General features: G+C 69.4%; 24 protein-coding genes. 4 read left to right on the forward strand and 20 right to left on the reverse strand.

The annotated features are described in order from the left end of the window. Positions 1-37: 37 nt before the first annotated feature. The gene (locus ABD770_RS00850; RefSeq protein ID WP_344817597.1) at positions 38-1,030 is read right to left on the reverse strand and encodes an FKBP-type peptidyl-prolyl cis-trans isomerase; all 993 of its coding nucleotides are present in this window, start codon (positions 1,028-1,030) and stop codon (positions 38-40) included. Positions 1,031-1,146: 116 nt separating this feature from the next. Here ABD770_RS00850 and ABD770_RS00855 point away from each other — a divergent pair, with 116 nt between their 5' ends. After that, complete coding sequence (locus tag ABD770_RS00855; protein WP_344817598.1) at positions 1,147-1,923, forward strand: lysophospholipid acyltransferase family protein; 777 nt, start codon at positions 1,147-1,149, stop codon at positions 1,921-1,923. A gap of 43 nt (positions 1,924-1,966) precedes the next feature. On the opposite strand, the gene ABD770_RS00860 is transcribed toward ABD770_RS00855, so the two are convergent. Continuing rightward, entirely contained in the window at positions 1,967-2,449 is a 483-nt protein-coding gene (locus ABD770_RS00860; protein WP_344817600.1) for an OsmC family protein, read from the reverse strand. Positions 2,450-2,503: 54 nt separating this feature from the next. Here ABD770_RS00860 and ABD770_RS00865 point away from each other — a divergent pair, with 54 nt between their 5' ends. Beyond that, positions 2,504-3,499, forward strand: a complete 996-nt coding sequence (locus tag ABD770_RS00865) for an asparaginase (protein ID WP_344817601.1) — start codon at positions 2,504-2,506, stop codon at positions 3,497-3,499. A gap of 6 nt (positions 3,500-3,505) precedes the next feature. Here the strand turns inward: ABD770_RS00865 and ABD770_RS00870 are convergent, their stop codons facing one another. The 17 genes from ABD770_RS00870 to prmC all read right to left on the reverse strand — a co-directional run bounded on the left by ABD770_RS00870 (position 3,506) and on the right by prmC (position 20,306). After that, positions 3,506-6,277 carry an FtsK/SpoIIIE domain-containing protein gene (locus ABD770_RS00870; protein ID WP_344817602.1) on the reverse strand — a complete coding sequence of 924 codons (2,772 nt, stop codon included), beginning with the start codon at positions 6,275-6,277 and terminating at the stop codon, positions 3,506-3,508. Between the two features lie 58 nt (positions 6,278-6,335). Further along, complete coding sequence (locus ABD770_RS00875; protein ID WP_344817603.1) at positions 6,336-7,130, reverse strand: PP2C family protein-serine/threonine phosphatase; 795 nt, start codon at positions 7,128-7,130, stop codon at positions 6,336-6,338. A 72-nt stretch (positions 7,131-7,202) separates the two neighbouring features. Then, positions 7,203-8,186, reverse strand: a complete 984-nt coding sequence (locus ABD770_RS00880) for an aldo/keto reductase (RefSeq protein ID WP_344817604.1) — start codon at positions 8,184-8,186, stop codon at positions 7,203-7,205. An 81-nt stretch (positions 8,187-8,267) separates the two neighbouring features. After that, entirely contained in the window at positions 8,268-9,050 is a 783-nt protein-coding gene (locus ABD770_RS00885) for a large exoprotein (RefSeq protein WP_344817605.1), read from the reverse strand. A gap of 118 nt (positions 9,051-9,168) precedes the next feature. After that, positions 9,169-9,903 (reverse strand): YaaA family protein, encoded by a 735-nt coding sequence (locus ABD770_RS00890; protein ID WP_344817606.1) that lies wholly within the window; start codon positions 9,901-9,903, stop codon positions 9,169-9,171. A 78-nt stretch (positions 9,904-9,981) separates the two neighbouring features. Continuing rightward, positions 9,982-10,242: a F0F1 ATP synthase subunit epsilon gene (locus ABD770_RS00895; RefSeq protein WP_344817607.1), complete on the reverse strand. Its 261-nt coding sequence runs from the start codon at positions 10,240-10,242 to the stop codon at positions 9,982-9,984. 2 nt (positions 10,243-10,244) lie between these two features. Then, a complete protein-coding gene (atpD, locus tag ABD770_RS00900; RefSeq protein ID WP_344817608.1) occupies positions 10,245-11,699 on the reverse strand; it encodes a F0F1 ATP synthase subunit beta in 1,455 nt (484 codons plus the stop codon). A gap of 26 nt (positions 11,700-11,725) precedes the next feature. Next, on the reverse strand, positions 11,726-12,622 hold the full coding sequence (locus tag ABD770_RS00905) for a F0F1 ATP synthase subunit gamma (RefSeq protein ID WP_344817609.1): 897 nt from the start codon (positions 12,620-12,622) through the stop codon (positions 11,726-11,728). A gap of 19 nt (positions 12,623-12,641) precedes the next feature. Continuing rightward, on the reverse strand, positions 12,642-14,282 hold the full coding sequence (gene atpA, locus ABD770_RS00910) for a F0F1 ATP synthase subunit alpha (protein ID WP_344817610.1): 1,641 nt from the start codon (positions 14,280-14,282) through the stop codon (positions 12,642-12,644). Positions 14,283-14,332: 50 nt separating this feature from the next. Continuing rightward, positions 14,333-15,121 carry a F0F1 ATP synthase subunit delta gene (locus ABD770_RS00915; RefSeq protein ID WP_344817611.1) on the reverse strand — a complete coding sequence of 263 codons (789 nt, stop codon included), beginning with the start codon at positions 15,119-15,121 and terminating at the stop codon, positions 14,333-14,335. Continuing rightward, complete coding sequence (locus tag ABD770_RS00920) at positions 15,121-15,657, reverse strand: F0F1 ATP synthase subunit B (protein WP_344817612.1); 537 nt, start codon at positions 15,655-15,657, stop codon at positions 15,121-15,123. The genes ABD770_RS00915 and ABD770_RS00920 overlap by 1 nt, the downstream gene beginning before the upstream one ends. A 29-nt stretch (positions 15,658-15,686) precedes the next feature. Beyond that, positions 15,687-15,926, reverse strand: a complete 240-nt coding sequence (gene atpE / locus ABD770_RS00925; RefSeq protein ID WP_344817613.1) for a F0F1 ATP synthase subunit C — start codon at positions 15,924-15,926, stop codon at positions 15,687-15,689. Between the two features lie 44 nt (positions 15,927-15,970). Beyond that, entirely contained in the window at positions 15,971-16,765 is a 795-nt protein-coding gene (gene atpB, locus ABD770_RS00930) for a F0F1 ATP synthase subunit A (RefSeq protein WP_344817614.1), read from the reverse strand. Positions 16,766-16,917: 152 nt separating this feature from the next. Then, positions 16,918-17,382 carry a Cg1360 family ATP-synthase-associated protein gene (locus ABD770_RS00935; RefSeq protein WP_344817615.1) on the reverse strand — a complete coding sequence of 155 codons (465 nt, stop codon included), beginning with the start codon at positions 17,380-17,382 and terminating at the stop codon, positions 16,918-16,920. Beyond that, positions 17,379-18,626 (reverse strand): MraY family glycosyltransferase, encoded by a 1,248-nt coding sequence (locus ABD770_RS00940; RefSeq protein ID WP_344817616.1) that lies wholly within the window; start codon positions 18,624-18,626, stop codon positions 17,379-17,381. The genes ABD770_RS00935 and ABD770_RS00940 overlap by 4 nt, the downstream gene beginning before the upstream one ends. Next, on the reverse strand, positions 18,623-19,378 hold the full coding sequence (locus ABD770_RS00945) for an L-threonylcarbamoyladenylate synthase (RefSeq protein WP_344817617.1): 756 nt from the start codon (positions 19,376-19,378) through the stop codon (positions 18,623-18,625). The genes ABD770_RS00940 and ABD770_RS00945 overlap by 4 nt, the downstream gene beginning before the upstream one ends. Before the next feature lie 70 nt (positions 19,379-19,448). After that, a complete protein-coding gene (gene prmC / locus ABD770_RS00950; RefSeq protein ID WP_344817618.1) occupies positions 19,449-20,306 on the reverse strand; it encodes a peptide chain release factor N(5)-glutamine methyltransferase in 858 nt (285 codons plus the stop codon). A 106-nt stretch (positions 20,307-20,412) separates the two neighbouring features. Here prmC and cysK point away from each other — a divergent pair, with 106 nt between their 5' ends. Together cysK and epsC are read left to right on the forward strand one after the other, a co-directional pair. Beyond that, complete coding sequence (gene cysK / locus ABD770_RS00955; RefSeq protein ID WP_344817619.1) at positions 20,413-21,372, forward strand: cysteine synthase A; 960 nt, start codon at positions 20,413-20,415, stop codon at positions 21,370-21,372. A gap of 9 nt (positions 21,373-21,381) precedes the next feature. Next, on the forward strand, positions 21,382-21,963 hold the full coding sequence (gene epsC, locus ABD770_RS00960) for a serine O-acetyltransferase EpsC (RefSeq protein WP_344817620.1): 582 nt from the start codon (positions 21,382-21,384) through the stop codon (positions 21,961-21,963). A gap of 37 nt (positions 21,964-22,000) precedes the next feature. On the opposite strand, the gene prfA is transcribed toward epsC, so the two are convergent. Further along, positions 22,001-23,083 (reverse strand): peptide chain release factor 1, encoded by a 1,083-nt coding sequence (gene prfA, locus ABD770_RS00965; protein ID WP_344817621.1) that lies wholly within the window; start codon positions 23,081-23,083, stop codon positions 22,001-22,003. Between the last annotated feature and the right edge of the window lie 7 nt (positions 23,084-23,090).

The following is a 23,090-nucleotide window of genomic DNA, read 5'->3' on the forward strand; positions in this document are numbered from 1 at the left end:
CGCGCCAGTCGCGCGGAGCGGAGTGTCGTGCCGGAGCTCACTCCGCGGACGTGGTGAGCAGCGGCGTGGTGCCGAGGATGTCGACCACGAACACCAGCGTCTCCTTTTCGAGCTCGTGCCCCTCGCTCGCCCCGTATCCGTCAGCCGGCGGGATCTCGACGAGTACCTGCGAGCCGACCTGCTGACCTTCCAGTGCCTTGCGGAAGCCGGCGACCACGCCCGTGGTCGGGAACTGACTCGGCATGGCGTCTCTGCTCCACGAGGAGTCGAACGACGTGCCGTCGCTCCACTTCACGCCCAGGTACTGCACGGTGACCAGGTCACCTGCACCCACCTTCGGGCCGTCGCCCTGCTTCAGCAGGCCGACGACGGTCTCCGTCGGCTTCGCACCGTCGGGGATCGTGATCTCGGGCTCGCCGTCCGTGGCCAGCTTCACCGTCGCCATGCCGGCGGGAGCCTCGACGGACTCGCCGGACGCCCTGGTGGGCAGTTCCTCGAGGGTCTGCATGTACACGACGAGGGCGCCCTGGCCCTGCTGTCCGGGAAGCGCCAGGACGATGTCGGATCCCAGCGGCGCGCATTCCGCGGCGGCGATGAAGATCGGCGACTGGGTCGAATCCATGATCTGCGGGTTCTGCGCGTTGGCGGCGTCCAACAGCATCGGCAGTACACCATCGACCCCGCGCTCGGAGGTCTCGATGACCTTGTTGCTATCCGCGTCGATGACCTGATACCGGATCGCGATGAGGTCGCCGACGTGCACATCGGTGCCGGTGCCCTTCTTCACGATGGTGCGCTCCACACCCTCGAACTTCGCGTCTTCCGGCACCTCGATCTTCGCGCCCACCCCCTCGCCCGTGACTTTGATGGCGTCAGAGCCCGGTCCCGGCTGGGCGTCGACGAGACATGAGGACGACGGCGATGACGAGGGTTCGGGGGACGCTCCCCCCTCGGGGCCGCCCGCGCATCCTGCCAGGAGCAGCGCCGACGCCGCGAGAGTGGAGAGAAGAGCCAGGGGACGCAGACGCACAGGGGGACCTCGGAATCGCTGAAGGGACCCGCCCATCCTCCCGCATCCGGCTTTGCCGCACCTGAACGTCGATCGACATTCCGATGTCGGCATGCACCGCTGGATAAACTCGCCTGATGAGCTCTGAGCAGTCGGCCGAATCCGAGCACGATCCGGAATCGCACTCCCCCCGACATGCCGGGTTCAGGTACGCGGTGGGCCGCATGATCGCGCGGCCGCTGGCCAGGGTCATCTACCGTCCGCGCATCGAGGGGCGCGAGAACGTCCCCCAGCACGGTGCCGTGATCCTCGCCAGCAATCATCTGTCGTTCATCGACTCGATGGCGATCCCCATCGCCGCGCCGCGCCCCGTGCATTTCCTCGCGAAGTCCAGCTACTTCGAGGGGACGGGGCTGAAGGGCGCGCTGTCGCGCGAGTTCTTCACCTCGGTGGGCGCGATCCCGGTGCGCCGCGGCGCCGGGCAGGCCGCGCTGGACGCTCTGGACCAGCAGCGCCGGCTTCTCGACGACGGTCTGGCCGTCGCGCTGTATCCGGAGGGGACCCGCTCGACGGACGGCAGGCTGTACCGCGGACGCACGGGGGTGGCCTTCCTCGCCCTGCAGACCGGGGCGCCGGTCGTGCCCGTCGGCCTCATCGGCACCGACCGGGTGATGCCCGTGGGTGCTCGGATGCCGTCACTGCGCGAACGCGTCACGGTGCGCTTCGGAGCGCCGATCGATGTCTCCCGGCACGGCGCCGCCGCGAGCGGCAAGGCGCGTCGCCTGGCCACCGACGAGATCATGTCGGCCATCCACGGCCTCAGCGGGCAGGAACTCGCCGGGGTGTACAACGAGCCGCCCGCGCAGGGCCCGATCGACAAGATCAAGCAGGCGCTCCCCCACGAGCGGCGCTGACCCCCGGCGGTTCGCCACCGGTCGCGTGCACGCCGGGCGGTGATCATCCGACGGTGATCGTCGCCTCGTGCCGCACCGGGAAGTTCACGGAATTGGCGATGAAGCACCACTCATGCGCCTGGTGGTGCGCCTGCCGCGCCGCACCGAGCATGGACTCGTCGGCGACGGTCACCCGCGGATGCAGCATCACCTCCGTGAACGCGCCGGCGCCCCTGCCGTCCTCCCGCATGACGCCGGTCGCCTCATCGCGGTACGAGGTGACGACCACCCCGGCCGTGACGCACGCGTGCAGGTACGACAGCAGATGGCATTCGGCGAGGGCGGCCACCAGCAGGTCCTCCGGGTTCCACCGGCCGGAGTCGCCGCGGAACGGCCGATCCGCGGATGCCGCCAGCTCCGGCTTCCCGTCCACGCGGATGGTCACGTCGCGCGAGTAATCGCGGTATCCGCTGGTGCCGGTGCCCCGGTTGCCCGTCCAGGTCACGGTGAGTGCATAGTGGTGTTCGCCGAGCGGATGCTGTGCCATGCCGCCAGTCTCGCATCTCCTGAACCGGCCGAGCGCGCACAGTAGGCTGGTCTGGTGCTGGAGACCCTGACCTTCCGTGACGCTGTCGAACTCGCCGTCGTGGAACGGGACGGCTTCGTGGAGTCCCGCCATGCCGGGGCGGCCGTCGTGCTGACACCGGACGGCGAGATCGCCGCCCGATACGGCGACGCGGATGCGCTCATCCTGCCGCGCTCGAGCCTGAAGCCCCTGCAGGCGGTGGCCTGTCTGACCGCCGGCGCCTCGCTGACAGGAGAGCAGCTGGCGCTGGGCACAGCCAGCCACAGCGGTACCGATCGGCACGCCGACACGGTCCGGGAGATCCTCGCCGCCGGCGGACTCACGGAGGACGACCTGGCCTGTCCCCCGGCCTGGCCGAGCGACGCGGCGACGCGGACAGACATGATCGCCGACCACGCCGAACAGGCTCGCATCCGGATGAACTGCTCGGGAAAGCACGCGCTGATGCTGCGCGCGTGCGTGGCCACCGGCTGGCCCACCCGCGGGTATCTCGACCCGTCGCACCCGCTGCAGGTGCACATCCGCGAGGTCGTGGAGCGTCTGGTCGGCGAGAAGATCGCGCACACGGCCGTCGACGGCTGCGGCGCGCCCGTGCACGCGATCACGCTGACCGGTCTCGCCCGCGGCATCCACCGCATCGGCACCGCCTCCGAGCGCTCGCCGTTCGCCCTGCACCGCGTCGCGGGCACTCTCGTCCGTGCGGTGCGGGAGAACCCGTGGACCGTCGCCGGCCCCGGCGAGTCCGATACGATCGCGATCGAGACGCTCGGCGTCTTCGCCAAGGGCGGCGCGGAGGGAGTCATGGTCATGGTCGCACCGAACGGGGCCACTGTGGCGCTGAAGATGCTCGACGGCAGTGGTCGCGCGGCGACCATCGTCGCCGCGCTGCTGCTGGCGAGGGCGAGTGCCCTCGATGACGGGGACGTGGCGCGGCTCGCCGAGGCGCTTCCGCTGTCGGTGCTCGGCGGCGGACAGCCGGTGGGCGCGATCCGGCCCGCCCCGGGGCTCTGATCGGGCTCACACGAGGATCACCCGCTGCGGCGGATGCCCCGCCAGCACGCTCCAGGCCCGGTCGGCGTGCAGCCGTGCGTACGGCGGCGTCTCCCGCACCGCGGCGAGCTGCCGCAGCTCGCCCGCGCACTCCGCGGCGATGACCAGCTCCCCCGTCGTGCGCACGCTCTGCAGGATTGCCCATCTCGCCCGCCACTGCTCCGGGTCACCGACCAGGATCGTGCCCGTGTCCGCTCCCTGCGCAGAGGCGTCCCGTCCCTGTGCTTCCGCCCGCGTGCTCCCCGTGAGAGGACCCGGGTCGAGCCCGTCGCCGAGTGAGACGACGCGCATGTCCGGATGCGACGCCGCCAGTGCCGCACCCGTGGCTTCGCTGGAGAGCGTGACGACGCCCGCGCATGACCGGGAGGGTTTCCAGATGCCCTCCGTCATGGGTTCCGGTGGCGCGGACGCCGCCGTGTCGTCGGGGAGGCACAGCTGCACCTCGAGGCCGTCGAGTCGTGCCCGGCCGCTCGGTCTGCGTCGGTCGAAGGCGGACGGGTCGCCGCCGGCGGCGATGTGCTCGACCTTGCTCGTCAGCCGCAGGAGCGCTCTCCGCGGCAGGGCGTCGATCACTCGTCCGACGGGCCCGGCGACGCGGGACAGTGTGACCACTGTCAGCCCGGGGGCGCGGACGATGTCCTCCCAGCGACTGAGGAACAGCTGCTGGTGCTCGAGCGGGAACCGCCCCAGCAGCACGTCCAGGTCGTCGCACAGCACAGGACCGCGCACTGCGGACGACAGCGCGGCGACGGCGTCCCAGGCGTGCTCCGGGTCCGCCGGGATCACGACCGCATCCGGAAGCTGCGAGGCGATGGCGTGCACGGTCGTGGTCTTCCCCGATCCCGGACCGCCGATGACGGCGAGGCCGTCCGTCTCGGCGAGCGAGATCCACGGCTGCCGCTGACGGTCCGGCTCGTCGGCACGACCGAGCACGACCGTGCGCCCGCCGTCCGAGATGCGGTCGCGCCCGCCACCGGAGCGCGCGAAGTCCGGAAGAGCGAGCCTCCCGGGAAGCGGCGGCAGCCACGGGCTGCGCTGCGCCTCACGGCCCGTCCACCTGCGCCGAACATCGGCGAGGTCCGACTCAGCGGTGAGAGCGATGCGCACGGCCGCAGCCTCTCCGTCGCGGGGACGGCGCACGTACGCGAGCCCCCGCGATTCCATCCCGCCGGCGAGTTCGGCAGCCGCATCGGAGCCGATCACGAAGCGACTGTCACCCGCCTCGGCGACCCGAAGACTGATCCGCAGCGGACAGTTGGCCGCCAGCGCATCGCGGATGACGCCGCTGGCCCGCTGCGTGCCCAGCACGAGGTGCATGCCCAGCGCCCGGCCCCGAGCAGCCACGTCCGTGAAGACGGCCCCAAGATCGGGGTGCTCCTGCAACAGCGCGGCGAACTCGTCCACGACGATCACGAGCCGCGACAACGCAGGGCAGTCGGCCACATCGCGCACCTCGGCCTCCGCCAGCACCTTCTCCCTTCGGCGCAGCTCCGCGCTCAGACTGCCGACGCCTCGTCTGGCGCCCTCGGCGTCGAGGTCGGTGATGACGGCCACCACGTGCGGCAGTCCGCGCAACGGGTCGAAAGCCGTGCCGCCCTTGAAGTCCACGAGAACGAACGCCAGCTCCTCAGGAGGATGAACCGCCGCCAAGCCGGCGACCCAGGTGGTCAGCAGCTCGCTCTTGCCCGTCCCCGTCATGCCGGTCACGATGGCGTGCGGGCCGTCCTCGACGAGATCGACGACGGCATCGGCTCGTTCCCCTCGTCCCAGCACGGCGGCCAGCCCCGTGGGCGCTGCCGGCGCGAGTTCGGCGTAACCGATCCTGTCCGGGATCGCGACCTCGGCATCCGCCCGGCTCGACAGCGCCTGGGCGATGATCCGCGCCTGCTGCGCGGACAGCGCCTCCGCGGCGACCTCCCGCTCTCCCGCAGGGGTGCGCACACGCGCACGGGCCGGGCTCGCGCAGTCCAGCACGGTCGTGACGCCGTCCGGCGGCTCCTCCCCCGGAGGTCGGATGCAGATGATCGCCCCCGCGCGAGGGCCGCCCTCCCCCAGTGCGAGCAGGAAGCCCGCCCGCCGCCTGCCGACATGCGGGAACGCGTCGAGACTCCAGGCCTCCGACTCCGGGCCGCCGACGGCGAGCTGAGCGGTGCTGAACCGCAGGCACAGCTGGGCGACGATCGCGCGGGCGACGGCCCGCGCGACGGGTTCGGCGGCACGGATGCAGATGCCGCCGCCGAGTGGCACCGTCACGGGCGCGTCCTGCAGTTCCTGCGCTCGTGCGCGGAAACCGCGCGACCGTTCGTCCTCACCACCACGCGCCTGCACACGGCTGACGCCCGTTCCGCGTCCCAGCACCACCGACGTGCTCCCGTCCGGTCCGTCAAGGCCGCGCAGCGGCGGTTCCCGCAGGCATTCCGCGACTCCCGGTTCGCGACGCCACGCCGTCGCATGCTCCTCGGCGTGCAGGCGCGACAGCTCCGCCTCCGCACGCTGCCATGCGGCATCCGTCTCCTGCCGCGCACGCCGTCTGTCGCGCCGCCTGGTGCGCATCCCGTCCAGGAAGGAGGCGACCAGCATGAGCGGCCCCAGCGCCGCGAAGGCCAGGGCCAGGAGCGACCCGGTCACCAGCCACAGCACGATGCCGGCGGCGACGGGGACGACGGCCGCCATCAGCGGAAGAGGCGTCCGCTTCCGGTCATCCGGTGCTGAGGGGAGGACGATCGTCGTGGCTTCCATGCCCACCATTGCATCGCACACCGGGCCGCCCGGGCGTCCTGTCCACAGACCGAGGCCGTCAATCCTCGGATTCGACGGATGTGGAGGAGGAATCGTCGACGCTGACGCGCACGACGATGAGGGTGACGTTGTCGCGGCCGCCGTTCTCGAGCGCCGCATGGACCATGGCGTCGACAGCCGCACCGGGATCGTCATTCTCCCGCAGGAAGTGCAGGATTCCGAAGTCTGTGAGCTCCTTGGTGAGTCCGTCCGAGCAGATCACGAGCCGGTCGCCGTCACGCAGGTCGAGCGTGACGTAGTCCGGGGCGACCAGTTCGCTGGCCCCGACGGCCCGGGTGATCACATTGCTGTACGGATGCCCGTCGGCCTCCTCTGGACTGATCTTCCCCGAGGCGATCAACTCCTGCACGACCGAGTGGTCCGTGGTGACCTGCACGAGACGGTCCTCCCGCTCGAGATACACCCGGGAGTCGCCGATGTTGAGCACGGTCCAGCACGGGGAGCCGTCATCGGTCCGATCGAAGAACGCACCGGTGAGCGTGGTGCCCGTCCCCTCGTCGGTGGCATCCGGATGCTCATGGATGTCATCGACAGCGCGATGCAGCGCGGCCTGGATGGCGTCGTCGTCGACCTCGCCGGCGGTCACCATCTCATCCAGTCGGGCGATGGTGCTCCGGCTGGCGATCTCACCGCCCGCGTGCCCGCCCATCCCGTCCGCGACGACGAACAGGGGGAAGCGCGCGAGGAAGGCGTCCTGGTTGTTCTCCCGGCGTCGACCGCGATCCGTGGCACCCGCCCAGGCGAGCCGCAGCTCATCGCTGACGCGATACGTCTGCGTTGTCGTCTCAGACACGGTGGATCTCCGACTGGTGAGCAGGGGCCGAAGGCCCTGCGGGATACACGTTCATGGTAGTGGAGCAGCCGCTCACATCACCGACGCGGGATCTTCCGGGAGGGGGAAGAGCCGATCGATCTCCGCCAGGTCCTCTGCCGTCGGGGTCCAGGCGTCGGCGGCCTGGGCGTTCGCCTCCACCTGCTCGGGGCTCGTGGCGCCGGCGATCACACTGGAGACACCCGGCTGCGCCAGGAGCCAGCCGAACGTCGCCTGCAGCATCGTGATCGAACGCTCCTCGCAGAAGGACTGGTACGCCTCCAGAGCGTCCCATGGGGCGTCCGCCCAGATGTGCCGCCGGGTGTCCATGATGCGGCTGCCCGCCGGTCCGCCCTCTCGGGTGAACTTGCCGGTGAGCAGACCGTTCTTCAGCGGGAAGAAGGGGAAGAACCCCAGGTCGTAACGGTTCACGGCCGGCAGCACCTCCCGCTCGGAGGCGCGGGCCAGCAGCGAGTAGTGGTTCTGCGCGGAGATGAACCTGCCGGTCGAGCGCGCCCGCGCGGTGAACTCCGCCTCGGCGATCTGCCAGCCGTCGAGGTTCGAGTGCCCGTAATAGCGGATCTTCCCCTCGTCGACCAGCTCGTCCAGAGCGTCGATCGTCTCGGCGATGGGTGTCTGCGGGTCCGGCAGATGCAATTGGTACAGGTCGATCCAGTCCGTGCGCAGGCGTCGCAGCGACTGCTCCACCGCCAGCCTCACGTAGCGCCGCGAACCCCGGCCGGCGGGGAAGTCGTATCCCATGTCGCGATCGTGCCCGAACTTCGTGGCCAGCACGACTCTGTCGCGGCGTCCGGCGAGGGCCTCGCCCATCAGTTCCTCGCTGCGCCCGGGCTCCACGCCGTACATGTCGGCGGTGTCGAAGAAGAAGACTCCGTTCGCCAATGCCGCGTCGATGACCGCCCGAGTCCCCTCGATCGTGCGCGTGACCGTCCCGCTGCGGCCGAAGTTGTTGCAGCCCAGTCCCGTGGCGGAGACGACCAGACCGGATGCGCCGACGCGACGCTGCGAGATTCCCATTCCTCCACCGTATCGAATGCACGCACCGACGAAGGACGGACACGGCGGCGCCCCGACCGCTGTCGGGGCGCCGCCGTCAGATCACGCCGGGGGCTGCTCGGGATTCGCCGGCGGCTCGGTTCCCGGTCCGGTCGGCGGCGCCGGTGGGGCGGCGGGCGGCACGGGCGGAGCCGGGGGGACGGCGGGCGGTGGGACCGGTGCACCCGGCGCGGCGGGCGGCGGCACCGGCGCTCCCGGCTGGGGCTGACCGTAACCGGGCTGGGCGGGTGCGCCGTACCCCGGCTGAGCGGGGTAGCCGGTCTGGGGCGGGGCGTAGCCCTGCGGGGCACCGTAGCCGGGTGCCGGCTGAACCGGACCGGAAGCCGGTTGCGCGGGTATGCCGTCCCAGGCGGTGCGGTCCGCGAAGAAGCCGTTGCCCGCCCACGGGGCGGGAGCCACCGCCGTGTTCCAGCGCGACCCGCCGAAGGCGTTGATACCGAGCCAGATCAGCACACCGACACCCGGGATCAGCGCCAGCAGCAGCCACGGCCAGTCCTTCTGCAGCTTGAGCCCGACACGCCAGGCCGCCATCACACCCGCGGCGACGAGCGCCAGCCAGGTGATGGAATTCAGGCCGGGAATGACGGCGAGCACGATCGCACCGAGCATGACCCAGGGCGAAAGGTCGCCGAGCTTCGCGAACACCATGAGGTTGTAGACGGGCACCCATGCCCGCCACTTGCCCTGCACGCCGGCCTTGTCGAAGATCTTCATCAGGAACAAGGCGCTGAGCACGTACCCGGCGATGCTGATCAGGAAGATGGTGAAGAAGTATGCGGCGAGGGCGGCATAGCCGAAGCCGATTCCGTAATCGTCGTAACCCATGAGACTCACATTCTCTGGTCACGGGGAAGACGTATCTCGCCCCCCGTCGCGAAGCCGCAGCCCCGCACACGACATGCTATCCAGGTCGCTCCGAGCAGGGCAACGATCGGACGGCGCGTCAGCCGTCCACGACGAGTTCGAGTTCACCACCGGCATCCCGCAGCCGCACGCCGCGGGACTGCGCCCAGTGCAGCAGCGCGCCGCTGCTCCCGATGCGCGGACGGGCCAGGGCGAGGGCGCGCACGAGTTCGCCCTTCGCCTTCTTGTTGAAGTGGTTCAGGGCCCGCCCGGCCTCCGTCACGACGCGCACGTACGCCGAGGGCACGGATGCCGGGATCGGCCCGAGGGCGACGTACGCCTCGCTGCGCAGATCCAGCATGAACCCCTGATCCCCCAGCGCGTCCGACACGGCATCCGCCCAGTGCCCGCGCAGCGGCGGCACACCGGGTATCGACGTGCCCGCCGCCAGGCGGTACTGCGGGATCCGGTCCAGGGCGCCGACTGGCCCGAACGGCGCCGAGTGGATGAGGACGTTCCTGCCCAGCCAGGCGCGCGCCGCGCGATCGAGCGAGCCCGCGCCCAGCGCCTCGTACAGGACACCGGTGTACCGGTCCACGGCGGCCATCGTCGGGCCAGTGCGCAGCGTCCTGTTGTGCGCGATGTCGCCCACCTGTCGATCGCTCAGTCCCAGCACGCGCTGCGCCGCGACCGGATCAGCGGACAGCTCGACGAGCGCGTGCAGCACCGCCTCGCGCTGCGCGGTGAGCCCGGGCAGCGCCAGCCGGGCGAGCTCCAACGGGCGCTCGGTGCCACCCGGACGCTTGGTCTCGGAGGGAGGCAGGAGGATCTTCATGTACTCTCCATGAACGGCGACGCCCGCCGGGTCGGCGCATGTGCGCACGAACCCGGCGGGCGTCGTGAGGCGATGATGTCAGGCGACCAGCGCGGCGTTGCCCGCCACGATCGTCAGTGCGTCGCCCTCCATGGAGACGAAGCCGTCCTGCGCGTTCGCGAGCACCTTCGTGCCGTCCTCCTGCGTGATGCGGACCTGGCCCTCCGCGAGGATGGCCAGCACCGGCTCATGACCGGCCATGAAGCCGATCTCGCCCTCGACGGTCTTGGCGATGACGAGCGTCGCCTCACCCGTCCAGACCTCCGCATCCGCGGAGACGAGGCTGACGTGCAGAGCCATGATCAGCCGTTCTCCTTCTGGATCCTCGCCCAGGCCTCTTCCACATCCGAGATGCCGCCGACGTTGAAGAACGCCTGCTCGGCGACGTGGTCGAAGTCGCCGCGGCAGATCGCATCGAACGACTCGATGGTCTCCTTCAGCGGGACCGTCGAGCCCTCGACGCCGGTGAACTTCTTGGCCATGTAGGTGTTCTGCGAGAGGAACTGCTGGATGCGACGTGCGCGGGACACGACGATCTTGTCCTCTTCCGAGAGCTCGTCGACACCGAGGATCGCGATGATCTCCTGCAGTTCCTTGTTCTTCTGCAGGATCTGCTTGACCGTGGTGGCCACGCGGTAATGGTCGTCGCCCAGGTAGCGCGGGTCCATGATCCGCGACGTGGAGGTCAGCGGGTCGATGGCGGGGTACAGACCCTTCGACGCGATCTCACGGCTCAGCTCGGTCGTCGCGTCGAGGTGTGCGAACGTGGTCGCCGGCGCCGGGTCGGTGTAGTCGTCAGCCGGCACGTAGATCGCCTGCAGCGAGGTGATCGAGTGACCACGGGTCGACGTGATGCGCTCCTGCAGGAGGCCCATCTCGTCGGCCAGGTTCGGCTGGTAGCCCACGGCGGAGGGCATGCGGCCCAGCAGCGTGGACACCTCGGAACCGGCCTGCGTGAAGCGGAAGATGTTGTCGATGAACAGCAGCACGTCCTGCTTCTGCACATCGCGGAAGTACTCCGCCATGGTCAGGGCCGACAGGGCGACGCGGAGACGCGTCCCCGGCGGCTCGTCCATCTGGCCGAAGACGAGGGCGGTCTTGTCGAAGACGCCCGCCTCGTCCATCTCGTGGATGAGGTCGTTGCCCTCACGGGTCCGCTCGCCGACGCCCGCGAACACCGACACGCCGCCGTGGTCCTGCGCGACGCGCTGGATCATCTCCTGGATGAGGACGGTCTTGCCGACGCCCGCGCCGCCGAACAGGCCGATCTTCCCTCCCTGCACGTACGGGGTGAGGAGGTCGATCGACTTGATGCCGGTCTCGAACATGGTGGTCTTCGACTCGAGCTGGTCGAAGTTCGGCGCCTTGCGGTGGATCGGCCAGCGCTCGGTGATCTCGATCTGCTCGCCGGGCTCGGCATTGAGGACCTCGCCGATGACGTTGAACACCCTGCCCTTGGTGACGTCGCCGACGGGCACCGAGATGGCGGCTCCCGTGTCGCGGACCTCCTGGCCACGGACGATGCCGTCCGTGGGCTTCAGGGCGATCGCACGAACCAGGTCGTCGCCGAGGTGCTGGGCGACCTCGAGGGTGATCTCGGACGAGTGGTCGCCCGTGGTGATGTCGGTCTTCAGCGCATTGTAGATGTCGGGGATCGAGTCGTGCGGGAACTCGATGTCGACAACCGGACCGTTGACGCGGGCGACGCGCCCGACGACCGCGGTCGCGGGCTGGTCAGCCGTAGCGGTGGGGGTCATTTCTTCGTCTCTCTCCTGGGTGTCTGTCAGCTGGATGCCAGTGCGTCGGCGCCACCGACGATCTCGGCGATCTGCTGGGTGATCTCGGCCTGGCGCGCGTTGTTGCGCAGGCGGGTGTAGTCGGTGATCAGCTTGTCGGCGTTGTCGCTGGCCGACTTCATCGCCTTCTGCGTCGCGGCCTGCTTGGCGGCAGAGGACTGCAGCAGTGCGTTGAACACGCGGCTCTGGATGTACACCGGCAGGATCGCGTCCAGCACGGTCTCGGCGTCGGGTTCGAACTCGTACAGCGGGTACACGGTGCTGCCCGCCTCCGAGTCATCGGCCTCCGCGATCTCCAACGGCAGCAGTCGCACGTTCTCCGGCGACTGCGTCATCATGCTGACGAAGCGGTTGTACACCAGCGTGATCTCGTCGACACCGCCGCCCTCGCCCCCACGGGAGAAGGCGTCCAGCAGCGTGTGCGAGATCTCCTCCGCGGTGTGGAAGGACGGCGTGTCGGTGTCGCCCGTCCACTCCGCCGCGGACGCGATGCCGCGGAACTGGAAGTAGCCGACGGCCTTGCGGCCCACCAGGTAGAACACCGGCTCCTTGCCCTGCTCGCGCAGCAGCTCCGCGACTTCGAGACCCTCACGGAGGATCTGCGAGTTGAAGGCTCCCGCCAGCCCGCGGTCCGAGGAGAAGATGACGACCGCGGAGCGGGTGATCCTCTCGGGTTCGCGGGTGAGCGGATGGTCGACGTTCGAGTGCGTCGCGACGGCGGACACGGCCCTCGTCACGGCACGCGCGAAGGGCGTGGACGCCTTGACGCGCGCCATGGCCTTCTGAATGCGCGAAGCCGCGATGAGCTCCATCGCCTTCGTGATCTTCTTGGTCGTCTGAGCAGAAGAGATCTTCTGCTTGTAGACCCTGAGTTGAGCGCCCATGAATCAGTACCTCACGCGATTACGCGCGACGACCCTTGACGATCTTCTCCTGGTTGACATCCTCCGCCTCGGCGGCGGCGTGCTCCTCGTGGCCGGGGGCGCCGATGGGCTGCCCCTTGCCGCCCTGGAACTCCAGAATGAAGGCATCGGTCTGCTTGTCGAGCTCCGCGACGGTGTCGTCGTCGAGGACGTTCGTCTCGCGCAGGGTTTCGAGGATGCTCGTGTTGCGACGCAGGTAGTCGAGCAGGTCGCGCTCGAAGCGCAGCACGTCCTCGACCTCGATGGTGTCGAGCTTGCCGTTGGTGCCGGCCCAGATCGAGACGACCTGCTCCTCCACCGGGTACGGCGAGTACTGCGGCTGCTTGAGCAGCTCGGTCAGGCGCGCACCGCGTGCCAGCTGACGACGCGAGGCGGCGTCGAGGTCGGAGGCGAACATCGCGAACGCCTCGAGCGAACGATACTGCGCGAGTTCGAGCTTCAGCGTTCCCGAAACCTTCTTGATCGACTTGACCTGTGCGTCACCGCCGACTCGGGAGACCGAGATGCCGACGTCGACGGCAGGACGCTGGTTGGCGTTGAACAGGTCGGACTGCAGGAAGATCTGGCCGTCGGTGATGGAGATCACGTTGGTCGGGATGTACGCCGAGACGTCATTGGCCTTGGTCTCGATGATGGGCAGACCCGTCATCGAACCGGCGCCGAGCTCATCGGACAGCTTCGCGCAACGCTCCAGCAGACGGGAGTGCAGGTAGAAGACGTCACCCGGGTAGGCCTCGCGCCCCGGCGGACGACGCAGGAGGAGCGACACGGCTCGGTACGCCTCGGCCTGCTTGGACAGGTCGTCGAACACGATCAGCACGTGCTTGCCGTCGTACATCCAGTGCTGGCCGATGGCCGAGCCGGTGTACGGGGCGAGGTACTTGAAGCCGGCGGGGTCGGACGCGGGTGCCGCCACGATCGTGGTGTACTCCAGGGCCCCGGCTTCCTCGAGCGCGCCCTTCACCGAGGCGATGGTCGAGCCCTTCTGGCCGATGGCGACGTAGATGCAGCGCACCTGCTTGTTGACATCGCCGGACTCCCAGTTGGCCTTCTGGTTGATGATCGTGTCGATCGCCAGCGCGGTCTTGCCCGTCTGGCGGTCGCCGATGATCAGCTGACGCTGTCCGCGACCGACGGGGATCATGGCGTCGATGGCCTTGATGCCGGTCTGCATGGGCTCATGCACCGACTTGCGCTGCATGACACCGGGCGCCTGCAGCTCGAGCTCGCGCACACCATCGGTGGCGATGGCACCGAGCCCGTCGATGGGGTTGCCGAGCGGGTCGACGACTCGGCCGAGGTAGCCGTCACCGACCGGAACGGAGAGGACCTCGCCGGTGCGGGTGACCTCCTGCCCGGCCTCGATGCCGGTGAAGTCACCGAGGACGACCACGCCGATCTCATGCTCGTCGAGGTTCAACGCCAGGCCCTTGGTGCCGTCGGCGAAGGTGACGAGCTCATTGGCCATGACGCCGGGCAGCCCCTCGACGTGGGCGATGCCGTCGGCCGCGTCGATGACGGTCCCGACCTCGGTCGCCACGGCGGCGCTGGGCTCGTAGGCGGCCGCGAAATTCTTCAGCGCGTCACGGATGACGTCGGGGCTGATCGATAGTTCTGCCATTGTCTTCCCTTTGTGTGTCTGGTGTGCGCGGTTCCCCGCGCCAGTCTGTGTCAGCTCGCGAGCTTCTGACGGAGTTCTGCGAGACGGGCGGAGATGCTGCCGTCGATGACGTCATCGGCGATCTGCACGCGCAGACCCCCGACGACCTCGGGGTCGATCACCTGGTTCACGGAGATCTCGCCCCCGTAACGGCGTGCCAGAGCGTCACGAAGACGCGTCTCCTGCGCGTCGGCGAGCGGCGTGGCCGTGAACACGGTCGCGACCGTGCGCCCGGACTGCGCGGAGACGATGTCGATGGCGCGACTGATGAGCTGGCGCACCCGGCGCTCACGGGGCCGGCGCACCAGCGAGGAGGCGATGAGCACCGTCGCGGGGGCCGCTCGGCCGCCGAGCACCTGCTCGACGAGGGCGGCCTTGGCATCGGCGTCGCCGAGGCGACTGCCCAGTGCGAGTTCGAACTCCGGGTCGGCTGCGACGATGCGCGAGAAGCCGAACAGCTCGCCCGCCACATCGTCCTTCGCCGCGGACACGGCGGCCGCCCGGATCGCGAGCTCCTCGACGCCGTCGACGAGATCGGACGCACGGGACCAGCGCTCGCCGGCCACGACCGTCAGCAGCATGCGCACCGGAGCCGAGGCTTCGGCGAACACGCTCGAGACCAGCGCGGTGCGCGCCTGAGCAGACGCGGTGGGGTCGGCGAGCGCGCCGCTCAGCTGGGCCGAGTCCCCGATCGCCCGGCCGGCTGCGAACAGCTCCGCCGCGGTGTCGAGGGTGACGCCTGACGCTGCGGCAAGCGCATCCGCGGATGCCGCGAGTGCCTGAGTGGTCGCGCTGCCCATTACTTGGCTGCCTTCTCGAGGTCGGCCAGGAAGCGATCCACGACGGCCGTCGCGCGGGCGTCGTCGGTGAGGGTCTCCCCCACCACGCCGCCGGCGAGGTCGATCGCGAGCGTGCCGACCTCGCTGCGGAGGGACACGAACGCGGCCTGGCGTTCGGCTTCGATCTGCGCGGTCGCGGCGGCGGTCACTCGCGCCGCCTCGGCGATGGCGTTCTCCTTCGCCTCGGAGACGATCCTCTTGCCGTCCTCACGGGCGGCCTCACGGATCTCCCCGGCCTCGGCGCGCGCCTCGGCGAGCTGGCGGGTGTACTCCTCCAACGCGGCCTCGGCCTGCTTCTGAGCCTCATCGGCCTTGGCGATGTTGCCCTCGATCGCCGCAGCGCGCTCGTCGAGCATCGCGACGAGCTTGGGAATCGCGACCTTCCAGAACACCACGAGGATGATGACGAAGCAGATCGCCGACCAGAAGATGTCGTACGGCTGCGGGATGAGCGGACTCGGTGCCTCTTCCGCAGCAGTGACAAGAGCGTTGAGCATCCTGTCTCCTTACCTGTCGGAGTGGCGGGTCAGTTGTAACCGAAGATGAAGCCGGTGGCGATGCCGATGAAGGCCAATGCCTCGATGAAGGCGATACCGATCCACATCAGGACCTGCAGGCGGCCGGCGAGCTCGGGCTGACGGGCGACACCCTCGATCGTCTTTCCGACGACGATGCCGATGCCGATGCCGGGGCCGATGGCGGCGAGGCCGTAGCCGACCGTCGCGATCGAGCCGTTGACAGCTGCGAGAACCGTAGTTGCGTCCACGGGTGTTTTCCTTTCAATCGGGTGGGCAGGCGATGCCTGTCCCCTCAGTGTTCGTCGGCGATTGCGAGCTGGATGTAGACCGCAGTCAGGATGGCGAAGATGTAGGCCTGCAGGACGGCCACGATGACCTCGAACAGGGTGAAGGCGAGCCCGAAGGCTCCGGTGAAGACTCCCAGGCTCGCCCACCAGCCGCTGAGGCCGAAGACGAAGAACTGCGTGGCGGAGAAGAACAGCACCAGCATCAGGTGTCCGACCATCATGTTCATCAGCAGACGCAGGATGAGCGTGACGGGGCGGATGATGAAGGTCGAGAGGAACTCCAGCAGGGCGACGAACCACTGCAGGAACACCGGGATCCCGGAGGGGAACAGCGAGTTGCGCACGAAGCCCTTGGGGCTCTTGCGCACACCGGCGTAGATGAAGGTGATGTAGGAGACGATGGCCAGCAGCAGCGGTACCGCGATGATCGACGTGCCGGCGATGTTGATCCCCGGGATGATGCCGGTGAGGTTCATGAACAGGATCATGAAGAAGATCGTCATCAGGATCGGAAGGTAGCGGTCGCCGTCCTTGCGCCCGAGCAGGTCGTGCGCGATGCCGCCGCGGACGAAGTCGAAGCCCATCTCGACGATGCTCTGGAAGCGGCCGGGGACCAGGCGCAGGCGGCGCGTGCCCAGCCAGAACACGAGCACGAGGATGACCGTCGCGAGGATCTGCGCGAGCGTGATCCTGCTGAAGGCGAAGGGCGTGTTCTCGAAGGCGATGACGGGAGGGAAGAAGTCCCAGATCGTCGGCGGATGGAACGTGGGACCCTCAGACGCGGCGGCAAGGAGAGACACGGCTTGAGTCAACGTTGCGGCTCCAGCTTCGTAGCACCGGAAGCGAGCCGATGCGTAGGGACGGATGGTCGCCCACCAGTGGACGGCACGACCTGCGGAGATCACAGCGCGTCCCGGGGGACGAGAACAGCTTAGCAAACACTGAGAGCCGCTCAGGACGCGTCATCGTCCGATCGCGCGGGCAGCTCGGCATCGCTGACGTGCGGCAGTCGCATCCGGGTCAGGACGATGACGTCGACGACGAGCGAGACCAGCACACCGGCGATGAGCGAGATGAACAGCACGAGCGGCACGACCCACGGCTGACCGCTGATGACGACCATCACCACGAAGAACAGGACGAGCTTGATGAGCCAGCCGCCCAGGACGATCGCGAAGAAGATCGGTACGTACAGCGCATCGCCGAACCAGCGGTTGGCGAACAGGATGCTCGCGCCCGTGATCCCGAGGAAGAGGAAGGCCAGCAGCACCCCGACCAGGCCGCTCCACAGCCCGTCGATGCCGGCGACGGCCATGCCGATCCCCCCGGCGATCACCGCCAGGGCGAGGGCGGCGAAGGCCGACCAGGTCAGTGTGCGCCGCAGGATCGGCGTGCTGGAGACGGGGTTCGGGGTCATCGGGGCTCCGTGGGTGTCGAGTCGGCGGAATCCGGCAGCGGGGTCGGCGGAGCAGCGGGCTCCGAGGCCCCGTTCTCGGGCGGCGCCGAGGATGCCGGTGGCTGTACGGGGTGGGCGGTCAGACGGTGTCTGGACGGCATGAGAGTGACGACCAGGCAGGCGGCCGTGCCGATGGCCCCGAACACGATGCCGACGATGTAGCCGCCGGGCCAGTCCTGTCGCGTGGCGATGTACATCAGCAGCACGCCCAACGAGATCACCGCCGTCCAGGCGTAGAACACGAGGACGACATCGCGATCACGGTGGCCGAGATCCAGCATCCGGTGGTGCAGATGCTTGCGGTCGGGAGCGAACGGCGACTTCCCCGCGCGCATGCGGCGGAAAACCGCCAGCACGAAGTCCAGCAGTGGCAGTATGACGATCACCACCGGAAGCACGATGGGGATGAACGCGCCCAGGAGCTGGGAGCGCCCGAAGCGCTCCGGATCGAACGCGTTGACGTCGCCCTGCGTCGTCACGGCGATGGCCGAGGTCGCCATCAGCAGTCCCAGCACGAGCGCACCGGAGTCGCCCATGAAGATCTTCGCCGGGCTCCAGTTGAACGGCAGGAAGCCCGCGCACGCACCGATGAGCACCGCGGCCAGGAACGTCGCGAGATTGAAGTAGCTCGTCGCGCCGGAGTCGCGGGTGAGGATGTACGAGTAGACGAAGAAGATGCCATTGGCGATCAGGCACACGCCGGCGACCAGACCATCGAGCCCGTCGATGAAGTTCACGGCGTTCATCACGACGACGATGGCGAGCATGGTGATCGAGACGCTGACCCACGGGGAGACGAGGATCATGTCCCCCACCGGCAGCGACAGCACCTGGAGCCCGCCGCCCGCGGTGATGATGCCGGCGGCCAGGAACTGCGCGGCCAGCTTGATCATCCAGTCCAGGTCCCACAGATCGTCGATCACGCCGACGATGGCGATCACGGCCGTCGCGAGGAGGATCGACCACAGCGTGTGCGGCGGAGACCACATCCGCTCGAAGAAGGGGTTCGCCGCCGAGATGACGATGGCCGAGGCGATCGCGACGAACATCGCCACACCGCCCAGCCTCGGCTTGGGCGTCTTGTGCACGTCGCGTTCGCGGATGCCCGGATACAGCTTGAACCTCAGGCTCAGCCGCCAGACCGCCCACGTCAGCGCGAAGGCGATCGATGCCGTGAGGATGACCGTGAACAGGTACTGCTTCACTCTTCGTCGACCGGACTTCCGCCGCCTGTGTCCGCCGCGCCCGCCGCAGCCTCGACGGCCTCGTCCTCCTCCGTCTGCTCGGCCGGCTCCAGCAGATCGCCGAGAACCTCCTCGAGCCGCTCGCGGGTGACGGCGCCCTCGCGGAGGATGCGCACCGTCCGCATCGTCGCCTCGTCCCCGCCGACCAGCGAGGTCGCGTCGACGATGGTCGAGGGGATGCCGCTGTCGCGGTACCCCTCCTCGAGGTAGACGGCCACGGAATCGCCCAGCATCTCCTGCGCGTCCGCCGCGATGACCGCCGCGTCTCGGCCGGTGAGGTTGGCGCTGGACACCGCCAGCGGACCGGTCTCGGCGAGCAGCTCCAGGGCTATGCGACTGTCGGGCATGCGGACCGCGACAGTGCCCTTCGTCTCCCCCAGGTCCCACGTCAACGACGGCTGCGACGGCATCACGATCGTCAGTCCACCGGGCCAGAAGGCGTCGACGAGCTTCTGCACGGCATCCGGGACCGCCTCCACGAGGGCGGTCATCATCTCCTGTCCGGCGACGAGCACGGGCGGTGGCATCTCCCGGCCGCGACCCTTGGCCTCCAGCAGACGCCGTACGGCGGCCGGTGAGAAGGCATCGGCGGCGACGCCGTACACCGTGTCGGTGGGAAGGACGATCAGCTCGCCGCGGGCGATGGCCTGGCGGGCGTGACGCATACCGGCGAGGATCTGCGCCTCGTCGCGGCAATCGAAGACAGTTGACATGGCGTGCTCATTCTACGGTGGTGGTCCGACGGTCATGCGTGCGCGCGCTCGACGCGTGCGGGGAGCCCCCTCAGCGGCGCAGCGCCGTGGTCGCCCTGTCCCTGCGGGTGAGATCCTCGTGCGTGGCGGTGGACCGCCACCCGTCGGCCTCCAGCAGCGCACGGATCGCGGCCCCCTGGCTCTCGCCGTGCTCGAGCACCAGTTGACCGCCGGGATGCAGCAGCTCCCGCGCGCGCCGGCTGATCACACGGATGACGTCCAGGCCGTCCGGCCCGCCGTACAGCGCCTCGGCCGGGTCGTGCAGCCGCACCTCCGGGTCGCGCGGGATGGCGTCGTCCGGCACGTACGGCGGGTTCGAGATGACGACGGATGCCGTGCCGCGCAGCTCCTCGAACGCCGTGGCGAGGTCGCCCAGCACGAGCGTGAGGTTCTCCGCGTCCGCGGTGTTGCGCTCCGCCCAGGCGTACGCGGTGACGGAGCGCTCGACGGCGAACACGCGGGCGAACGGCACCTCCGTCGCCATCGCCAGTGCGATCGCCCCGCTGCCGGTGCCCAGGTCGATGGCGACGGGGGCGGGCGAGCCGCTGGCCAGCAGGGCGTCGATCGCGATCTGCACGACCGTCTCGGTCTCGGGCCTGGGCACGAAGACCCCGGGCCCGACCTGCAGCTCCAGATGGCGGAACGCGGCGATGCCGGTGAGGTGCTGCAGCGGCTCGCGCGCCGCCCGGCGCGCCGCGAGTTCGTCCAGCCGCGCGGCATCCGCCCCGCCGATCCCGTCGCCGCGGACGACGGCGGCCTGCAGCGCGCCACGGCCGAGTCCGAGCACGTGTCCCATCAGCAGCTCGGCATCGACGAGGGGATCGCCTATGCCGGCGTCGGCGAGCTGCTGGGCGACGGCGCGCAGGCGCGCGGAGAGCGAGTCGGGCATCCTCCCAGCGTAGGCGCGTGCGGGCCGGTCACATTCCGCTGTCGCACAGGCCGCACATCGTAGGCTGAAGACGCTGTTCACTGGACACCCCGACGAAAGGCCCGCCATGGCCGGCATCCATTCCGACATCACCACTGCATTCGGCGACACCCCGCTGGTGCGGCTGAACCGCATCACCGAGGGCCTGAATGCGACCATCCTCGCCAAGCTGGAGTTCTACAACCCCGCCTCCAGCGTCAAGGACCGCATCGGCATCGCCATGGTCGACGCGGCCGAGGCATCCGGACAGCTCAAGCCCGGCGGCACGATCGTCGAGGCCACCAGCGGCAACACCGGCATCGCCCTCGCGATGGTCGGAGCAGCCCGCGGCTACCGCGTGATCCTCACCATGCCCGGCTCGATGTCGAAGGAGCGCCGCGTCCTGCTGCGCGCGTTCGGCGCGGAGATCGTGCTCACCGACCCGCACAAGGGCATGACCGGGTCGATCGAGGCTCTCCAGCAGGTCATCGCCGACAACCCCGGCGCCGTGTGGGTGCGCCAGTTCGAGAACGAGGCCAACCCGCGCATCCACCGTGAGACCACCGGACAGGAGATCCTGCGCGACACCGACGGAGAGGTCGACGTCGTCGTCGCCGGAGTCGGAACCGGCGGTACCGTCACCGGGATCGGCCAGGCGCTGAAGGCCGTCAAGCCGGATGTGAAGGTGGTGGCCGTCGAGCCGAAGGACTCCCCCGTGCTCAGCGAGGGGCACCCCGGCCCGCACCGCATCCAGGGCATCGGCCCGAACTTCGTCCCCGACGTCCTCGACCGTGATGTGCTCGACGAGGTGTATCCGGTCGAGTACGAGGACTCGTTGCACACTGCGCGTGAGCTCGCGGCCAAGGAGGGCATGCTCGTGGGCATGTCCGCCGGAGCGGCGGTGTCGGCGGCGCTGAGGATCGCCGAGCGCCCCGAGAGCGCCGGGAAGACCATCGTCGTGGTCCTGCCCGACACGGGCGAGCGCTACATCTCCACCGCACTGTTCGAGGACCTGCGCGACAAGCCGCGCGAGAAGCCGAAGGCCTGACGATCGGACATGAGCATCATCTCCCGGGCGCTCCGACACGCGCGAGAGGACATCGCCGCGGCGCGCAGGCGTGATCCCGCCGCCCGGAGCGGCCTGGAGGTGGCGCTGCTGTACCCCGGATTGCACGCCATCTGGGCCCACCGCGTCTGGCACGCGCTGTGGCGCCGGGGACTGCGTCTGCCCGCTCGGGCGGGGTCGCAGTTGACACGATGGCTGACCGGGATCGAGATCCATCCCGGCGCGCGGATCGGCCGGCGCTTCTTCATCGATCACGGCATGGGTGTCGTGGTCGGTGAGACGGCGGAGATCGGGGACGACGTCATGCTGTACCACGGCGTCACGCTCGGCGGCCGCACGCGGGACTCCGGCAAGCGGCATCCGACCCTCGAGGACGGTGTGGCCGTCGGCGCGGGGGCGAAGATCCTCGGGCCGGTCGTCATCGGCGCGCGCTCGGCCGTGGGCGCGAACGCCGTCGTCATCCACGACGCGCCGGCGGACAGCGTCCTGGTGGGCGTCCCGGCCACGGCGCGTCCGCGTGACGCCGACGAGAGCGTGCGCGCACTGCTGTCCGCCCCCGACTACTCGATCTGAGCTCCGGACCTCCCGGGGCGCGGGTCGTCGGGCCCGATCAGTCCGGGTCGCCGCCGAGGGCCGCGAGGCGGTGCGCCTCGTCCGCCTCGATGCACGACTCGATGACCGGTCCGAGCGCGCCGTCCATCACCTGATCGAGGTTGTAGGCCTTGTAGCCGGTGCGGTGATCGGCGATGCGATTCTCCGGGAAGTTGTACGTGCGGATGCGCTCGGAGCGGTCCATGCCGCGGATCTGCGAGCGACGGGCGTCGGATGCCGCGGCCTCCAGCTCTTCCTGCTGCCTCGCCAGCAGCCGTGCTCTCAGCACCCGCATACCCGCCTCGCGGTTCTGCAGCTGCGACTTCTCGTTCTGCATCGACACGACGATCCCCGTCGGCAGGTGCGTGATCCGCACGGCCGAGTCGGTCGTGTTCACCGACTGGCCACCGGGGCCGGAGGAGCGGTACACGTCGATCTTCAGGTCGTTCGGATCGATGTGGATCTCCTCCGGCTCGTCGACCTCGGGGAACACCAGCACACCCGTCGTGGAGGTGTGGATGCGCCCCTGCGACTCGGTGGCGGGCACGCGCTGCACACGATGGACGCCGCCTTCGTACTTGAGGTGCGCCCAGACGCCCTGAGACGGGTCGGACGAGGAGCCCTTGATGGCGACCTGGACGTCCTTGTAGCCGCCGAGGTCGGATTCGTTGCGCTCGAGCAGCTCGGTCTTCCAGCCCTGATGCGTCGCGTACTGGATGTACATCCGCAGCAGGTCGGCGGCGAACAGCGCGGACTCCGCACCGCCCTCGCCGGCTTTGATCTCCATGATCACGTCGCGCGCATCGTCCGGATCCCGTGGGATCAGCAGCCTGCGCAACCGCTCCTGCGCGACATGCAGCTCCTCCTCGAGGGCCGGGATCTCCTCGGCGAAGGCCTCGTCCTCGCGGGAGAGCTCGCGCGCGGCGTCCAGGTCCTCCTCCGCCGCCCGCCACGCCTCGTGGGCGGTGACGATCCGGCTGAGCTCGGCGTAGCGCCGGTTGACCCGCTTCGCCCGTGCGGCGTCGGCGTGCACCGCCGGATCGGAGAGCTCCTCCTGGACCCGACGGTGCTCGTCGATCAGCGTCTGAACGGACTCGAACACGGGAGCG

Origin of the sequence: Microbacterium soli (assembly GCF_039539005.1) — a bacterium.
Taxonomy (GTDB): Bacteria; Actinomycetota; Actinomycetes; order Actinomycetales; family Microbacteriaceae; genus Microbacterium; species Microbacterium soli.

Excerpts from the sequence above, each read along its gene's own strand:
- ABD770_RS00855 (WP_344817598.1), top strand. The coding sequence starts at position 1,147 with ATGAGCTCTGAGCAGTCGGCCGAATCCGAGCACGATCCGGAATCGCAC.
- ABD770_RS00860 (WP_344817600.1), bottom strand. The coding sequence starts at position 2,449 with ATGGCACAGCATCCGCTCGGCGAACACCACTATGCACTCACCGTGACC.
- ABD770_RS00870 (WP_344817602.1), bottom strand. The coding sequence starts at position 6,277 with ATGGAAGCCACGACGATCGTCCTCCCCTCAGCACCGGATGACCGGAAG.
- ABD770_RS00880 (WP_344817604.1), bottom strand. The coding sequence starts at position 8,186 with ATGGGAATCTCGCAGCGTCGCGTCGGCGCATCCGGTCTGGTCGTCTCC.
- ABD770_RS00885 (WP_344817605.1), bottom strand. The coding sequence starts at position 9,050 with ATGGGTTACGACGATTACGGAATCGGCTTCGGCTATGCCGCCCTCGCC.
- ABD770_RS00890 (WP_344817606.1), bottom strand. The coding sequence starts at position 9,903 with ATGAAGATCCTCCTGCCTCCCTCCGAGACCAAGCGTCCGGGTGGCACC.
- ABD770_RS00895 (WP_344817607.1), bottom strand. The coding sequence starts at position 10,242 with ATGGCTCTGCACGTCAGCCTCGTCTCCGCGGATGCGGAGGTCTGGACG.
- atpD (WP_344817608.1), bottom strand. The coding sequence starts at position 11,699 with ATGACCCCCACCGCTACGGCTGACCAGCCCGCGACCGCGGTCGTCGGG.
- ABD770_RS00905 (WP_344817609.1), bottom strand. The coding sequence starts at position 12,622 with ATGGGCGCTCAACTCAGGGTCTACAAGCAGAAGATCTCTTCTGCTCAG.
- atpA (WP_344817610.1), bottom strand. The coding sequence starts at position 14,282 with ATGGCAGAACTATCGATCAGCCCCGACGTCATCCGTGACGCGCTGAAG.
- ABD770_RS00915 (WP_344817611.1), bottom strand. The coding sequence starts at position 15,121 with ATGGGCAGCGCGACCACTCAGGCACTCGCGGCATCCGCGGATGCGCTT.
- ABD770_RS00920 (WP_344817612.1), bottom strand. The coding sequence starts at position 15,657 with ATGCTCAACGCTCTTGTCACTGCTGCGGAAGAGGCACCGAGTCCGCTC.
- ABD770_RS00935 (WP_344817615.1), bottom strand. The coding sequence starts at position 17,382 with ATGACCCCGAACCCCGTCTCCAGCACGCCGATCCTGCGGCGCACACTG.
- ABD770_RS00945 (WP_344817617.1), bottom strand. The coding sequence starts at position 19,378 with ATGTCAACTGTCTTCGATTGCCGCGACGAGGCGCAGATCCTCGCCGGT.
- prmC (WP_344817618.1), bottom strand. The coding sequence starts at position 20,306 with ATGCCCGACTCGCTCTCCGCGCGCCTGCGCGCCGTCGCCCAGCAGCTC.
- cysK (WP_344817619.1), top strand. The coding sequence starts at position 20,413 with ATGGCCGGCATCCATTCCGACATCACCACTGCATTCGGCGACACCCCG.
- epsC (WP_344817620.1), top strand. The coding sequence starts at position 21,382 with ATGAGCATCATCTCCCGGGCGCTCCGACACGCGCGAGAGGACATCGCC.